This is a genomic window from uncultured Bacteroides sp. (assembly GCF_905207245.1).
Classification (GTDB): Bacteria; Bacteroidota; Bacteroidia; order Bacteroidales; family Bacteroidaceae; genus Bacteroides.
In genome coordinates this window covers 48,513-66,323 of record NZ_CAJLKP010000004.1, presented here as the reverse complement: position 1 = coordinate 66,323, position 17,811 = coordinate 48,513, and the positions used below count along the sequence as shown (strand labels likewise).

10 protein-coding genes are annotated in these 17,811 nt (G+C 42.0%); 1 reads left to right on the top strand and 9 read right to left on the bottom strand.

Going from position 1 to position 17,811, the window contains the following annotated elements:
* Positions 1–10 precede the first annotated feature (10 nt).
* Together QZ135_RS02330 and thrA are read right to left on the bottom strand one after the other, a co-directional pair.
* Positions 11–1,270 carry a cofactor-independent phosphoglycerate mutase gene (locus QZ135_RS02330; protein WP_294605593.1) on the bottom strand — a complete coding sequence of 420 codons (1,260 nt, stop codon included), beginning with the start codon at positions 1,268–1,270 and terminating at the stop codon, positions 11–13.
* Between the two features lie 4 nt (positions 1,271–1,274).
* Entirely contained in the window at positions 1,275–3,707 is a 2,433-nt protein-coding gene (gene thrA / locus QZ135_RS02325) for a bifunctional aspartate kinase/homoserine dehydrogenase I (RefSeq protein WP_025832693.1), read from the bottom strand.
* A 550-nt stretch (positions 3,708–4,257) separates the two neighbouring features.
* Between thrA and QZ135_RS02320 the strand changes: the two genes are divergently transcribed.
* A complete protein-coding gene (locus tag QZ135_RS02320) occupies positions 4,258–5,295 on the top strand; it encodes a type I asparaginase (RefSeq protein WP_294605590.1) in 1,038 nt (345 codons plus the stop codon).
* 100 nt (positions 5,296–5,395) lie between these two features.
* Here QZ135_RS02320 and QZ135_RS02315 read toward each other — a convergent pair whose 3' ends face one another.
* From QZ135_RS02315 to QZ135_RS02285, 7 genes are read right to left on the bottom strand one after another with little or no spacing between them, the layout of a single operon-like run.
* Complete coding sequence (locus QZ135_RS02315; protein WP_294605588.1) at positions 5,396–6,838, bottom strand: hypothetical protein; 1,443 nt, start codon at positions 6,836–6,838, stop codon at positions 5,396–5,398.
* A 28-nt stretch (positions 6,839–6,866) separates the two neighbouring features.
* Positions 6,867–8,681 carry a DUF5107 domain-containing protein gene (locus tag QZ135_RS02310; protein ID WP_009132002.1) on the bottom strand — a complete coding sequence of 605 codons (1,815 nt, stop codon included), beginning with the start codon at positions 8,679–8,681 and terminating at the stop codon, positions 6,867–6,869.
* 13 nt (positions 8,682–8,694) lie between these two features.
* Complete coding sequence (locus tag QZ135_RS02305) at positions 8,695–11,097, bottom strand: beta-galactosidase (RefSeq protein ID WP_294605584.1); 2,403 nt, start codon at positions 11,095–11,097, stop codon at positions 8,695–8,697.
* 5 nt (positions 11,098–11,102) lie between these two features.
* A complete protein-coding gene (locus tag QZ135_RS02300) occupies positions 11,103–12,497 on the bottom strand; it encodes a right-handed parallel beta-helix repeat-containing protein (RefSeq protein ID WP_294605583.1) in 1,395 nt (464 codons plus the stop codon).
* A 14-nt stretch (positions 12,498–12,511) separates the two neighbouring features.
* Entirely contained in the window at positions 12,512–14,806 is a 2,295-nt protein-coding gene (locus QZ135_RS02295) for a family 20 glycosylhydrolase (protein WP_294605581.1), read from the bottom strand.
* A 33-nt stretch (positions 14,807–14,839) separates the two neighbouring features.
* On the bottom strand, positions 14,840–16,369 hold the full coding sequence (locus QZ135_RS02290) for a right-handed parallel beta-helix repeat-containing protein (RefSeq protein WP_294605580.1): 1,530 nt from the start codon (positions 16,367–16,369) through the stop codon (positions 14,840–14,842).
* A 25-nt stretch (positions 16,370–16,394) separates the two neighbouring features.
* Positions 16,395–17,810, bottom strand: coding sequence for a sialate O-acetylesterase (locus QZ135_RS02285; protein WP_294605578.1), 1,416 nt, complete (start codon positions 17,808–17,810; stop codon positions 16,395–16,397).
* Position 17,811 lies beyond the last annotated feature (1 nt).

Below are 17,811 nucleotides of genomic sequence, written 5' to 3'. Positions count from 1 at the left end.
GAAATCCGAGTTATTTTGTGGGGGGATTCATAAATTCATTAATAAACTCATCTTCTTTCAATAACCCGTAGCTTCCTTCGCAGACTGATGCCTCATCGAAAGCCTGCACGCTATCCGGCTCAATACCCGGATACCAGATGAGGAAAGGAACCGGTTCATTGGTATGCGTACGAAGTTCGCATGGAGTAGGGTGATCGGGCAATACGGCAATAGCTACCGGCTCGTCCCAATCTTTCACTGCTTCGTAAATAGGACCTACGGCACGGCTATCCAGATTCTCGATAGTCAGAAGTTTCAATTCCACATTTCCTTCATGTCCCGCCTCATCACTAGCTTCGATATGCAGATAGACAAAATCGTCCGTCTTCAGGGCTTCCAGTGCGGCAGCCACTTTGTTCTCATAATTGGTATCGTACAATCCGGTAGCACCTTCCACTGTCAAGCGACGCAAGTCCGCATAATATCCGATACCATTGATCAAGTCTACAGCAGAAATTACTGCCCCCCGTTTCACTTGTGGGAACTTATCAGACAAACGTTCCATTTTAGGACGATAGCCGGGACTCCAGGGCCAAATACTATTAGCCGGATCTTTCCCTTCCACCATTCGCTTCTGATTCAACGGATGATTTTTCAAAAGCTCCTGCGAACGCAGGATAAGGTCATTAATCAAATCAGCAGTTTGTTGCGGAGTCAGTTCTGCACCGCCTTCGGGAACTGTTATATTCTCCGTACCCGGCATCGGTTTCACCAGTAACGGTCGGAAAGGTTTCAACGGCACATCGTGCGGTGGCGTACAATCGATACGCTTATCTCCACCTTTGATCACCAATAAATGACGATATTGCACGCCTGTATAGAAACACACCCGCTCATTGCCCAGATGTTCCTGCAAGTACTTCACCAATACATCGGCTTCTTCCGTTGTGATGTGTCCGGCAGAATGGTTTTTAATATGATCACCTTCAATGCAAATGATGTTACAACGCATTGCCATCTCGCCCGGCTTCAAATCTACACCGATGCTGGCAGCTTCCAAAGGTCCTCGTCCTTCATAAACTTTCGGCAGGTCGTAGCCCAGAACGGACATATTCGCCACCTCACTACCGGGATGGAAACCATCGGCAACAGTCTTCAACCGTCCCGTACGCCCCATGCTCGCCAGTTTATCCATATAAGGCGTCTTGGCATATTGCATCAGCGTCTTACCGCCCAATGACTCCACAGGCCAATCCGCCATTCCATCGCCTAATATGATTATATGTTTCATTTTATTAAACATTTGCAATACTCATGATATCCGCAAATACACCTGCCGCCGTTACTCCGGCACCGGCACCGTATCCCTGTATCATCATTGGATATTCTTTATAACGTTCTGTAGTCAGCAGAATAATATTGTTACTACCTTCCAGACCATAGAACGGATGATTTACACCCACTTCCTGCAAACCGACAGATGCCTTACCATTTTCCAGTTTGGCAACGAAACGCCAATGTTTGTTCTCTGCTTCCAACACCTTACGGCGGGCTTCGAAATCAGCATCCAGACTCGGCACTTTCTTCCAAAAGTCATCCAGCGTACCTTCAAAGAAATCATCGGGCACAAACAGGTTCTTTTCCACATCCGACTGTTCCAGTCTGTAACCCGCCTCACGTGCCAGAATCACCAGTTTGCGAATCACGTCTTTGCCACTAAGGTCGATACGCGGGTCCGGTTCGGAATAGCGTTCTTCCTGCGCCATCTTGATGGTCTTGCTGAAAGGAATATCCGCACTGATCTTGTTGAAGATATAGTTCAGCGTACCGCTCAGCACAGCTTCAATCTTCAATATCTTGTCACCACTATGAATAAGGTCATTGATTGTATTGATAATAGGAAGTCCTGCGCCTACGTTCGTCTCAAAGAGATACTTCACACCACGCTGGCGGGCAATCTGTTTCAACTCACGATAATTCTCGTATTCAGAAGAAGCGGCAATCTTGTTGGCAGCCACTACGGAAACGTTGTGCAACAACAGGTCTTTGTATAAAGAAGCCACTGCCGCGCTTGCCGTACAATCCACAAATACGGAGTTGAAGATATTCATACCGATAATCTCGTCGCGCAAAGTTTCCAGCGTACTCGGTTTTCCCTTTTCTGCCAGTTCCTTACGGAAGTCAGTCAGATCAAAACCTTCGCGGCTGAACATGGCACGATCCGCATCAGCAATCCCTACAATGTGCAACTTCAATCCGTTCTCTACCATTAGCTTCTGTTGCTGGCAACGAATTTGCTCTACCAGGCTACCGCCTACCGTACCTACACCACAGATAAACAGATTCAGTACCTGATATTCCGACAGGAAGAACGAGTCGTGGATAACGTTCAGTGACTTGCGCAATGATTTAGAATCCACAACGAATGAGATATTCGTCTCCGAAGCACCCTGCGCACAAGCAATCACATTGATACCGTTACGTCCCAGCGTGCCAAACAACTTTCCGGCAATACCCGGCGTATGCTTCATATTCTCACCCACGATAGCCACCGTAGCCAGGTTCTTTTCCGCCTGTATCGGAGAAATTTCTCCCATCTCGATTTCCTTGGCAAACTCTTCATTCAACACTTCACAAGCCAGGTCGGCATCCGCATTGCGCACACCGATAGACGTAGAGTTCTCCGAAGATGCCTGAGACACAAGGAACACGCTGATGCCATTCTTCGCCAACGCCTTGAAGATGCGGTAGTTCACACCAATCACACCTACCATACCAAGCCCCTGCACAGTAATCAAGCTCGTGTCGTTAATAGAAGAAATACCCTTAATCGCTTTGGTTTGCGGGTCGGAAACTTCTTGTTTGATAATCGTTCCCGTTCCTTCGGGATTGAATGTATTCTTTATTAATATGGGAATATTCTTGTGACAAACCGGGTAAATAGTCGGCGGATATACCACCTTGGCACCGAAATTACAAAGCTCCGTTGCCTCCACATAACTCAGTTCGTTGATAGTGTAAGCCGTAGAAATCACACGCGGGTCGGCAGTCATGAAGCCATCCACATCCGTCCAGATTTCCAGTTGGTCGGCATCCAGTGCAGCCGCAATCACCGCAGCCGTATAATCGGAACCACCACGACCCAGGTTCGTTACGTCTCCCGTCACCTTATCGGTAGAGATGAACCCCGGCACTAATGAACGTTTCGGCAGTTCGCTGAACGTTTCACGGATCAGGTCATTCGTCAGATCCGTATCCAGCACATACTTGGAATGTTTCTTCTCCGTCTTGATGAACTTGCGGGAATCGAACCATTTCGCTCCCGTCAGTTCTGCCACAATGATGGACGACAGGCGCTCACCATAACTGACAATCGTGTCAGATGTCTTTTGCGAAAGGTCTTTTATCAGATAAATACCCTGAAAAATATCTTTCAGTTCATTGAGTAATTCACCTATCTGGCGTTGCAGTTCCACTTGCGCCGCACCAGCAGGAATCACTTCCTTAATCATTTCTACATGGCGGTAAACGATTTCACGGAACTCATTTTCATAGGCAGCGTCGCCGGTGGCAGCCATTTTCGACGTGTTTATCAGCTTGTCTGTGATGCCGCCCAGCGCGGATACCACCACAATAACCGGTTCTTCTACTGCTTCTACAATTCTCTTGACGCTCAAAATACTGTTCGCGGAACCTACGGACGTTCCACCGAATTTAATTACTTTCATTATATAACTATTTAAATATTCTAATTTATACTATCGGCAATCCCATGCTATCTGTCATGCTGAGCCTGTCGAAGCATCTCTTCTTCTATCGTAGCCAATTGCTTAGAGAGGAGATCCTTCGGCTACGCTCAGGATGACAGATACTCTCGCCAACACGGTACGAATAAAACATTGAAAATAAAAAAAACTGCTGAAAATAGTGTAACACGTAGAAACACAAATACTATCCATTAACCCCTAAGGGTCATGGTCATGCACATGGATGTGACTGTATGTTGATAGTACTTGTTCATACTCTCTGTTTCTTTCTTTATTGATAAGTGTCGCAAAAGTAATAATAAAAACATTCAATCTATCACATTTTGTGGTTTTTTTGTAATAAAAATATAGAAAGCCGCAAAAAGAGGCAGAAATATGCAAAAAGACAAAGTGACATTTTCACACATTTCAGCACGAAATTCATATAACACAGGCAGACTTTTCTTACATTTTGTTATTCAATTCAAGATATATCATTATATTTGCACTAAATTACCGTAAGAGAATGCGTATGAGCCCAAATATAACTTCCATTTTGCTAATCTATACCGGTGGAACCATCGGAATGATAGAAAACCCCGAAACAGGTGCTTTAGAGAATTTCAATCTCGAGCAACTGAAAAAGCACGTACCGGAGCTGCAAAACTTCACATTCCATATCGATACTTACCAGTTCGATCCTCCGATGGACTCCTCGGATATGGACCCGGAAGCCTGGCGCAAACTGGTACACATCATCAGTGACCATTATGACAAATATACCGGCTTTGTGATTCTGCATGGTACTGATACGATGGCTTACACCGCATCGGCCCTCAGCTTTATGCTGGAAGGTTTGAGTAAGCCCGTCATTCTCACCGGCTCACAATTGCCCATCGGCGTGCTCCGCACGGACGGCAAAGAAAATCTGCTGACTAGTCTTGAAATAGCCAGTGCACGTGATGCAAAAGGCAATCCGCTTGTACCCGAGGTCTGCATTTTCTTTGAGAATCACCTGATGCGCGGCAATCGTACTATCAAGATGAATGCAGAGAACTTCAATGCATTCCGTTCATTCAATTATCCTGTATTGGCAGAAGCAGGTATCCATATTAAATACAACAATGTGCAAATCCGCTTTAAGGAAGTTGAACGGGAACTGAAGCCACATTATTTATTAGATACCAATGTAGCTATATTGAAACTCTTTCCGGGTATTCAGGAAAATGTAGTGTCAAGTATATTGGGTATTGAGGGATTGAAAGCTGTTGTGCTCGAAACGTACGGTTCGGGAAATGCTCCTCGCAAAGAGTGGTTCATCCGCCGTTTGCGAAATGCTTGCGAGCAAGGGATAGTTATTGTCAACGTCACCCAGTGCAGTGCCGGAACCGTAGAGATGGAACGTTATGAAACGGGCTATCAGTTAATGCAGGCGGGAGTGCTTTGCGGATATGACAGCACGACGGAGTCAGCCGTTACAAAACTCATGTTTCTACTGGGGCATGGCTACACGCCTAATGAGGTACGAAAGAGAATGCGTACTCCGATGGCAGGAGAAATCACCATCTAAATACGTCTCATAATTAGTTTGTCTAAATAACACATAAGGGTCGTCTATCAGTATTCCCGATAAGCGGCCCTTATACTACCATGTATCAAATCAGGTACTATTACCCCTCCGTCAACTTATACTCTATAACTGTTATTGAATACTTTTTCAAAGTTATATCTTTATCTTTCACATCTCTTTGTTGCCACACAGGAGCCAAATCCTTATCATCCTTACCAAAATACTCCCAGCATTGAACTACTTTAGCATCAACTTTACCAGGAATAACAATATTCACATTCTCCTTCCTGTCACCTTTATTAATAAGGTACACAAACAATTGATCCATTTGAGGAGAATAACTCGCATAAGATATAATATATCCTTTTGATTCGGACTTTATCATTTTATCGCCCATAAACTGATTCCAGATCAGCAACGAATACCCCGTAGGGTTGATATTCCCATTTGAATCAATAGCGTCGTGATCTGCCTGAGGCTGTTCTTCATTATTCAGCCAACGGGTATTCCAGAAACACGAAAACTCTATCTGCGGCTCTAACAGTAATTGACCGGTCATATCAAAATTCACAATTGCATGCCCCATATCATTAGTTCCATGCCAAAGTCCGGCCCAATCAATTGTTCCATATTCAGCAACTATCAATTTCCACTTACCGAGTTGTTCCGGTGTGGCATACTTATTCATAGCATTGAGTGCTGTTTGTGCAGGCCATATCAGACAACGAGTAGTATCTTTATAGCTTTCATATCCGGCATTGAAATTAAAAACACCATAGTTACTCACACATAAACGATCAATATAATCCCCAGCCTTGGTTATAACCGCTTTAAAGAACGCATCACTATCGCCATTAGGAATAACTAAGATGGAGGAATCTACTGCCTTCATGGTTTTTGAAAAGTCTATGACATCTTGAGCATAGATATCAACAGTGGAGTTCTCATTATTCTTATTCCAACTCTCATTACCTATCATCCAATAACGCACATTGTACTTTTTCTTAATGTTAGCATACCTCACCCATTCAGCAGCATGTTTAATTAATGCCTCCCGACTGGAGACCCTTTCTCCTTTTTCAGGTTTACGTAAATAATTATCAGCAGCAATTACCAATACAGGTTCAGCTCCAGCATCCCGGCAAACTTTCATGAATTCATCGAAATCCAAAGGGTCATAAACAAACTCTCCATCTTTAAAAACTCCGGGATAATCATCCAACCCAATTGTTCTCGCCAATGAAGTATGCGATTCTTCATAAGGCGGTATGCTGAAAAGATATAAATCCGATTTCTCACCACCCGGATATCGCAAATATTTTGTTCCTAGTTTTTTTACTGCTTCTGTTACGTTCTTCTTTGCCTCAGGAAAACGCCCGCCATCCATTATAAAATTCAGATTAATTCCTACCGGATGCTTTGACACATCACTGACAATACTATCCGTATATACTGTAATAGCTATTGCATCACTCACTCTATGGCCACAAGAGTTAAATAAAAACAGAACTAAAGTTGCCGTTATCAGCAGATTCTTTTTCATGGTTTTATAGCTTAATTAATAGAATTGATTATTCAAATTCCCGATATGCTCCAAAACGCGCCAAGCGGTCTTCACCTAAATTATCCGGAATTATATATGAAGATTCTCCTAAAGCCTTGCATATTTGACGCCACATATCCGTACGATTATAAGTTTGATGTACTTTCTGAAATTTAATAGACAACAACAAGTCTTTAGCAGCTTTATATTGTTTTTTATCAATAAGTAGTTGTACCCGCCTTTCGGCAATCCATTCATCTGCAGAAGCATCAACTTTACTCAGCCATTCCTCGCGTTTAGCAAGAGTCCTACTCCCCAACTGACGCAACAATTTATCACGAGCTACAACCACCTGCGGATGCAGTGCCACCCATTCTTCGCTTATGGCATCATAAGTAGCTTCCGCTTTGGTATATTCTTTATTTATCTCATACAATCTTGCCAATAAAGCCTGCGCTAATCCCAAATTCACACTACTTAGACAAACAATAGCTTCTTTACTTCTTTCGCGTCCGGCCAACCATGCACCGTAATAGTACTTCCAATAGTCTTGCTGATCTTTATTGCATTTTATAATAGCCCACTGAAATGCATCATCTAGATTTTCCATTCCGGAAGGTGCCCAAAAAGTGGTTGTCGGATCTATTTGAGGAATATCCGTTCCATACTCAAAAGCATTGAGCAATGCAATCCAGGGAGCGATCTCATTCTCTCTTGCCCAGCCGAATAACGGCACTTCCGTTATCGGACGCAATGCAACTTCCGGCACAGAAAGTTTATAAATATCCATTCGCTTATCAGCAGGTATCCAGAACTCAGTATGCTCCCTGTATTCACCCGGCTGCAATTCCAGTTTTATAGACTGGTCGCTGATAGGTCCCCCTTGTAGTTCTGCATAAGTCTGCCTATTATTTGTACTGAGCAATGACCATTCTTTATCTTCCTTCACTCCATAACTCCATAACTTTATTCCCGGTGCACTTTGTTCGTCCGCAATATGATAAAGGCCATACCCCAATGAAGGAGTATAAGCGCCAAAAGCGTTTACATCTTTCGTCTTCCAGAAATACCCGGTCATTTCTGATATATCTTTTTCTTTTTTAGGTCCCTGTTTTTTCCAGTTTATTGTATCTAATGCAGAAGCATGTACCAATACTTCTCCTTGCGGAAAACTATATTCAGTATCAGGCATGCAAGGAATAGCAGCATTTGTCCACGACATCCAGGGATAGGCATTCGTACCCGGATTATGCATTCTGACACGTTGTGTCAGAAAGTGTTCTCCTGTCCCCAAAGAATATTCAACAGAAAATTGCATACCGTAATGCATCTCCCGCTCACCACAAGTAACATAAATCCGGTCAGTAGTCCGATCTATCTTATAACAAACCGACTCATTCTGAGTAGGGGTATGTGAAATAGGGAAGCTGACCTCTATACCGCCCGCCACAAAATAGAAACGTGGCAAAATACGTGTGTGGCGTACAAGATGTGGATTATACAAGACTTCTTTACCACTCCCTTTATGTATCATCGACATCACCTTACCACATAAGTCCGGACAAATTACAACTTTAATAAGTTCATTTTCAAGTGAAATCATTCGATAAGTTTTAGGAACCGGCCGATTGGAAGTTTCACTATAACTAACATACGGATAAACACCATCAGCATCCATAGCAGTCGGGACAGGTCCTACAGGAGTTAGCACATGAGTCAGAATTATTTCATTATATTCCTTGCATGTCACGGGAAATACCTCTTGAGCTAAGCAGACAATAGAAGAAGTGCTTATGCCCAATATTAGAATTACAAACTTCAGGTAAAAATCTATTTGTTTCATATTCTATTCTTTTTTAATCTCCAATAGTAAAAGTTGCATAATATTCAGGAATAACCTGTATCTTATTCAGCCGACATAGCCCTCCTTTTGAGAAATCCAACCTGAGCCCTTCAGGTAAATCTTGCAGGTAAGTAGCATTAGCAAACAATTGTTGCAAGTAGAAATAGATGCCATCGCCCTGAACAGCTTCGGCATATCGCTTCAATCCTATCCGCCACGGGTTTCCATGATAGAAATTATCCGCCACCATCTCTCCATTAATAAATGCAGCACCTGTATCTCCGATATAATCAATAGAAAGAATAAGATCACTCACATCTCTGAAAGCACCTTCCGGCAAATGAACCAGAAAACGCCTCTCACTCGCCATGTGAACCTTGGGGAAAATGTGTACTCCTTTCTTGGTAAATGATATCTCACTGCAATACTTCTTTTTACTGATCTTCGCAGAAGTTTCAGTTATAAAACGAACCGCAGGAAAAGCAACAGCCTTCAATATGGTATCCGTAGATTGAATCCGTACTTTAGCATCTTCCTGCAGCACATCTGCGGAAGTTATCAGTAATTTCTCCTCCTTTTCCACCGTCACTTTACAGGCTGCTAAGGCTTGTTCCCTAGTTAAAGTTGTAATAAGAATCTCTTTCCCTGTTATAGATTTTAGTCTTACCGTGCTGTTAAATCCAGGTACTGGAATCAACTTTTTAGTCCCTCCTTTCACCGTATTCTCTGCGAATATATACTCCGACTTCATTCCTTCGGGTGCAAAAAAGAAATAATGTTTCTTTCCTCCGGAAGTAATTCTTGCCAACGGTTGCAGGGTAGCCGACTTCAATAAGATACCATCTAAATCCATATTAAAAGGAAGAATTATATTGGCATTCTTGGCTACCGTTACGGTTCCCTCCTGTGGAAAACGAACCGTTTCACCGGCCAATTTCAAAGTAAGACTGACATCTCTCAGATCTTCACGTTTACAATGATCCTGGAAATTCGTAATAAAAACAAATCCAGCATTTTCTTTTTTACGCACTGCATATCTAAGGGTATGAGTATTTGAAGGAGTGATCGTATCACTGTTTTCCGGTAACACCACTCCCATAGGTGCCAGCAAATGACCGAAATCATTCACAAAATGATGAATAATGCGCAATGAATGATAAGAAGCGCGCGTATGTCCGAATTCTCCGATAGGAGCCTGAAAATCGTAAGACATCTTTGGCACCCCTGAAGGTTCATCACTAAAGAAACCCTTCTTTCCCTGAGGAGTAATTCCACCATGATACATATAATAGCCTATGCCATTGGCGCCACTTCCTAACGAACGTATCATCAGTCCTTCACCTGCTTCAGCCGGAATGCTCGGTCTTCTACCATAAGTCATCTGAATACCGACTCCCATTTCCGCACAGAAAGAAGGATACCGGTAGCCTTCATATCGTACCGGAGAATAATCGGGAGTAGTGTGAATATCCCTGAATAAATAGAATGGAGACATACCTATATCCGCCCATGTCGGATAAGTATAAGCCGCCGTTACAGGAATAACTTCCTGAGGAATGATCGCAGCATTTCCCCACCCCGTAGCCGTATACAACGGAACTTCCATCCCATGAGACAGTGCTATCTCTTTCAATGTTTTCATGTGCTGATTACCGGCTTCAGGACTCTGGATATCCTGTTCTTGTACCGATACGCCAAATTTGGTATTTTGCACATCATAATCAGCAACAGTATAGTCAATAGGCTGATCAGGGTAGCGAATAGCCCAGGGAGCGGCAGAGTGTTGCAACTCATTTTCCAACTGAATACCAATGATACAACCACCATCTTTATAGAAAAATCCCTTCAGTTGAGAAGCAATGGCAGCATAAAGCCGATCTACATATTTCAAATATTCCCGGTCATTGGTGCGGATCAGGAACGGGCGCCCATAAAGCCAATCCGGTATACCCCCATTTCTAATTTCTCCGTGACAGAAAGGTCCTATACGAACGAGCGTTTTCATATTATGTTTCTGACAAAGAGAGATAAATTTCCGAAGATCTTTATCACCGTTCCAATCAAAAACACCTTCTGTTTCCTCGTGAATATTCCAGAAAACATAAGTGCAAATAACATTCACTCCTCCCGACTTAACCTTCAGTATCTGTTCTTCCCACTGTTCATTTGGAATACGGGCATAATGTATCTCTCCCATAATAGGAATGAAAGGAGACTCATTCAATTCCATATAATAACTATTTACAGATATAGAACCTCCGTCAGGAGCCACTCCACCCAAATCCAAATGACCGGTTTCTATTATTTTATCCGGTATATTCAGATTAATCCGATATGCAGACTGTGCATTTGCCTGGTAGCAATAACCACTTATAAAACTAAGCAGTGTCCACCAGAAAAGACTTCTTTTATACATAGCCCTCATTTTTTTAGGGATATCATATCAGTTATAATTTCTTTCAGCCGAAGTATATCTACACTTACAGGAAGATTATATCCAACCGACTCATAGTTTGCTGTTGCATCCTGAGGTACCCGAGGCTGTCGTTCTCCTTTTTGTCCGGCAGTTTCAGACCAAAATCGATTACCTTTATAAATCGCCATTCCTTTCGTTTCATCCCCATGCAAATGTTCTATTCCTCCATTAGTCAGAATAAACGTATTATTCGCAAATTCCAATCCCGAAGAAAATCCGGTATTAAAAGAGATAGAATACCCCTGATTACTGATAATTAAATTATCGTGTACCTTAGTTTCACATAAAGGAACATCTTTATTATACGGATCACACCAAACATAAATACCCGCATGAGAATTCTTAATCCCGTCATTAATACTCACATTATAGCGTACGATATTATTATTCCATTCTGTTGCGCCGCCAAACTGAAACAAGCCATAGCCAGCCCCCTCATTATTCATAGCAAGATTATACTGCATTAACGAATTCGTTATTCCTCCGTCAAAATCAAATCCGCCTCCGTCTAATCCTTCCGGAGAAGTCTTGTTGTCATGCGAAAAACAATATTGAATAGTTAAACGATCTGATTCGTATCCCCAAATTCCAACCGGTCCATTTCCGGACCTCGGCATATCCCAACCATTCCCCATAGCCTCACAATACTCTATTGTTGCATTGGTTGCATGGCCTACCAATATCCCGCTTCCGCTATGATTGTCCAGAATAGCAGGATTTCCGGCATTATTTTCGGCTACACAATGGCCTATATAAATATTATGCACAGATTTTGTTCCCCATTTACCAGTCACTTCAATACCGTTATAACCATTATCATGTACGTACGAATGAGTTATACGTACATCTCCTCCGCCAGTTACCCCAATGCCATTCATTTGATACCCGGAAGCCTCCACTCTATCAACCTCTATCAACCTCGAATTAACCACCTCTATGCCTGTCCCCGTATTGCCCTTTTTACGCCCCGAACCTTTCACCACTACATTCTTTACATGAATATTCTCACAGGCATCTATTACAATGGCAGAACTATGGACAGAATAAATATGTGAAACTCCCGTCCCGTATGAAGTGATAGTAAGCGGATTCTCAGATGTTGCCTTTACTCCCTTAACATGAATAGTTCCGGTTAATATCTGATTCCCTGCCAGATGAATACAATCACCCGGCAGGAATTTAACACCTTTCAAAGCATCCAAACTTTTAAATGGGGATTCCATACTACCATCAGCAACTTGACTATCGCTAAAAGAATCCACATAAAAATTTCGTATGCCGTTAGCCCAACCCGTTACACAGGTCAATAGCAATATAGAAAAAAATAACAATTTATTCATAACCACACTTCTTATTAGAAAACTTCTATTTCATCTAATGCAATCGAAGGCAAAGCATTCGGATAAGGGTAATCTTCGGGTAATTCAGTTTGCCCGTTTATCACAAGCTTCAAGTATCGTCCGTCTTTCTTGTCCGTCTTCACATAATTATGATAGATCTCTTTCTCTCCTTTGTATACAGGATATGAGAAGGTACTTTCTCCTATCTGCCGGAATTCCTTGCCATCTTTTGAAAGATAACATATCATAGACTTAGCCGGAAGTGTACTGTTTATAGGAGCAACCATAGTGCCGAAGCGAACTCCGGATACTGTTGTATTCTTCTTCAGATCAATCACAATTTCTACACCGGAAGCGATAGCCGCCCATTCGTAATTTGAGGGAGTAAAACCTTGCACACCATCCGTAAACAGAGTAGGTTTCACCGGATACCAATCCAGACTCCAGGCATCGGTGGAAAGTGTATAAGTACATCCCGTTGCTTTATTCACCAGAAAGTTCTTCACCGTCGGAGCTTCTAATATCTGATTATCTTTATCTGTCACCACAGCTTTCACACAAGTATTCTCTGTCAAATAAACCGGGCCTTCATAGATCTCCGATTCCACCGTAGGTTCCGAACCATCCAATGTGTAGCGAATATCAGCATCAGGGCATATAGTCTCAAGTGTAACCGCATACATTCCTTTCTCACTATCCCAACCTCCCTGAATACGAGGTCTGAAATATTCACGGCATGTATTGACATTCCTTTTCCGGAAAAAAGAAAACTCTTTCTTCAGATGAGAAATAAAAAGTTCCCGGTTTTTATTTCCAGGCTGGCTCCAAGCCACTTCTGCAATGGCAAGCAAGCGGGGAAATGCCATATATTCAAATTTCTCAATAGTAGCAACATATTCTCCCCATATATTTCCCTGAATCCCCATAATATGTTTAGTTTCTTCCGCAGTAAGTGCCTCTGGAATAGGTTCGTAATCATATACCTGTTCCAATGATATAAATCCACCGATAGCTAAAGGAGCAAATTCCGGATTCTCCTGATAATAATCCAGATAACAATAAGTATTAGGAGTCATAATCACATTATTACCCAATTGAGCAGCCTTTATGCCTCCCGCTTCCCCTCTCCACGACATTACCGTAGCTTTCAGAGGAAGTCCTCCTTCCAGAACCTCATCCCAACCAATCAGCTTTCGTCCAAGACCTTCCGCAATCTTCTCAACCTGCTGAATAAAATAAGCATGAAGTTCAAACTCGTCTTTCAGATTTTCTTTCCTTATCAAAGCCTGGCAATCCTCACATTGCTCCCAGGATGTTTTAGGGCATTCATCACCGCCAATATGAATATATTCTCCGGGAAACAAGCTTGCAACTTCTGTAAGAATATCCTTTATAAACCGAAATGTCTGAGGTTTGGGACAATACACCTGATCGGAAATGCCGGCTCCTGCCATCAAATCAAGTGAAGAATGAAAACTGCATGCATATTCCGGATAAACGCTCAAAGCCGCCAAGGCGTGCCCCGGCATTTCAATCTCAGGAACAATTGTAATTTGCCTGTCAGCTGCATATCTCACAATATCACGAATTTCATCTTGCGTATAGTATCCTGAATGTTCTTTTCCATCATAATGACGAGGATAATATTGATCCCAGGTGCCAATAGCCGAATTAGAACGTACAGAGCCTTTTTCGGTAAGACGCGGATATTTTTTTATCTCCAACCGCCATCCCTGATCATCGGTCAGATGCCAGTGAAAACGATTCAACTTATAATTAGCAGCCAGGTCAATAGCTTTTTTCACATCTTTCAAAGGTAAATAATAGCGCCCCGCATCAATCAAGAATCCCCGGTAAGAAAAACGAGGTGCATCTTTCACAAAGATGCAAGGAAGTGAAGTATGATTTTCATCCGCCAGAATCAACTGATTAACAGTGCGGAGAGCATAAAAAAAACCGGCAGGTGCAGATGCCTTAATTACCACTTTATTGGCAGCAACAGAAAGTTCATATGCTTCTTCATCCAAGGATTTTTTATCTTGCAGTAATATGCCGGCCTTTTTAGACTTGTTTGCTTGCAAACTCAAACCATAGTCTCCCAACACTTGCTCCATAAAGTTATCAATTATCTGATTTACTTCCAGATGTTTACCGGCATATAGAATATTGTTGTTATGAGCTAAATCGAACGTACCTTGCTTCTCTTGTACATAAGAAGGCTGAGGTATAATATTGGCACCCATGACAGCAGGAACTACCACCCAGAATAATGCCACTAGATTTGCTACACATAATTTGAATAAACTCATATCTAAAGTATTTTAATGATTTAAGATTCTATTTCAATTAGCTCCGATTATATCAAGTACTTTCAGTTCTTTACCATTAACAGGTACAGTTTTATCCTTTAAAAAATCAAGAAGAATATCCCAATTCTTATCTTCCGCGTTATACCAAAGTGATTTATTGAAAGTTCCTTCCTGCTTTGTAAAACCGGTGGCAGGGGTTTTCAAACTACCGATATATACATTTCCGAAATATTGGTTACCCACTGCCTTTTCCTCTTTTACAGCTACAGTCACCTCCGGAGCATAAATATAATTGTTCTTAAAGACATCTCCTTTCCCATAAGATGAATCATGCTTAGTGAAATGGAAAAGCGTACGGTCTATCTGTGGCTCCGGTTTTGGAAACAGGTAAAACAGATTATTCTCTACCAATGTGTTCTGAGTATATCCAGTGAAATGCATTGCAGGACTAAAATAGGCGTCTTTATGGCTGGCATTAGTCAGATAATTGCGTAGTCCATCATTTATACTGACATTGTAACGCACCTTGGTTTCAATATTCCCATTCACACACCAGGCTTCCGGCCAACCATCCGTACCAATTACCAACATGAAGCCGCCATCATTATTATAACTCAGATTATACTGGAATACCGAGTTCCGACATCCCCAGTCCGAATCATAAGCATACCCGTCTATGATAGATTTGTGATCACTTACTACATTAAACTGTACCAATGTATTATCGCTGCACCAAGGCCATATTCCATCGCAAGCTTCCGATTCGGGCAGTGTTTTCGGGCAATTCTTCATCACGTTATATTCTATCAATCCACCATCGCAACCAGCCAGAACAATACCGTCACCCGGCACTCCATCCAATACATTCTTCCTGACGACTACTCCCAAATTAGGATTCCACTGCTTCCTGATCCAGTACCCCCTAAACTTAATTCCATCTCTTTGGCAATCTTTCAGATAGCAATTCTCAATAGTCATTCCAACAAATCGATTCAGAATACTGTCATTATCCCGGCCATTCTGAATGCAAATTCCTATACCGCCACCTTTCTCTATCACCGTACTTCCATATACATCGTGCACGTACAAGTCATCAATGACCATATTATGTGATTCTCCAAACTTATCCAACTCTACCCACAAGCCCAGTAAACCAGCTTTCGGAACATCGGCTTTATTAGAAATTTCAAGATCGCGTATCACCAGATTCTCTGAGTTCAATATATGAACAGCAGCTGTATCAACTCCATTTCCTTTTATATGCGGTTTTTCCAATCCTCCATATTTGCCTAGTACGACAGGATTATTCTCCTCTCCACAACAGGAAAGCAAAAGTTTCTCCGTAAATACAGCACCGGATTTCAACAAAATACTGTCTCCACCTTTTAGAGTTAAAGACTGAAGCTTTGCCAAAGACTTAAAAGGAGTCCCTACAGAGGTTCCATTATTAGCATCGTCACCATTTACAGAATCAAAATAATAATTAGTCGTTGTCATCTGCGAAGAGCAGGAAACTAACATTGCAACCAAACCTCCACAAAGTATTGTCTTTATATTTTTCATATACATATTATTTTAAAGTTTATTATTACCAATTGTCTGTCCGGAAAGAAGATACCGGAAGCCCGCTAAGGCTGAATAGTTCCGGTTCTACATAATTTTTAAAGGCATATCTAACTGCTTTCGGATTCCTCACATATTTAGAAGACACTACTACAACATCTCTTTCTTCATCTACATACGCTTCAGCCGGATGAAAAACTTTACTCTCATCTGCTATTTCAAATAAATGCAGGGGCTTTCCATAACTCGTTAGTCCATAATATAAATCTTTTAAAAAAATCACAGCTTTATCCCCATCGACTTCCATCCTTTCAAAAGCCGGACTCTTATATTCAAATCCCTTCGTATCATACACTTCAGCTAATGCCATCAATCCTAAACGTTCGCCAACTTTCTCTTTGCGTACCGGATGAATTTGTTCTACTTCTCCCACATCCAAAATGACCGCCATACCACTATTCTCAATTCGATCCATACTTTTTCTCTGTTCATCACGCAGATAAGCACCTACATGCTCACCTACCTCACTTGGAACATTCCATGTAGTATAATCAAAAGGAGCTATTTGCGTGAAATAGAACGGAAAATTTCTTCCCCACTTCCGTCTCCATTCAGCTACCATAGCAACCAGCCGATCCGAATATTGAGAAACATTATATACATTTGATTCTCCCTGATACCAGATACAACCCTGTATGCCATAACCGACAATGGGGTTCAACATTCCATTATACATGGTAGTAGGTATATTGGCCTCCCACCCTGTAGTACCATCACTCACTTCCGGAACAGAAATATCACCCAGTGTCTGACAAGTTTCACGGCTCATCCAGGTTTCAACAACGGAACCACCAAAGCTTGCATTAATAATACCAACCGGAACCCCAAGATTCTCCTGAATAAAATGAGCAAAATACCATGCAATCGCACTACAATCTCCTACATTTTCCGGAGCAGCCACCACCCAATCCGCTTTTATATCCGTAAGTGGTTTATAACTGCCAAGTGGAGGCACATTTATAAAACGAATATTACTTTTTTGAGAAGTCAGAATAGCTTTGGTAGATTCATAACATTCTTTCAGCTGCATAGCCATATTTGATTGCCCACTTGCTAACCAAACCTCGCCTATATATATATCACTGAAAGTTATAGTCTTACCTCCCGTTATGGTTAATGCATAGGGACCTCCTGCTTCCGGTGTATGAAGCATAATTCTCCACGTACCATCTCTCCCTGCTTTGGCGGAATAACTCTTGTCGTTCCACGATGAAGTCACTGTAACTGTCGTCCCGGCATCTGCCCATCCCCATATCGGTGTGACCGTCTTTTGCTGTAGCACCATATTATCGCCGAAAATACCGGCAACCTTCAAATCCTTTGCCTCAACTGTTAAAACAGCCAAAGCCAGGAGAAACAAGATAATATTGAGTCGTTTCATT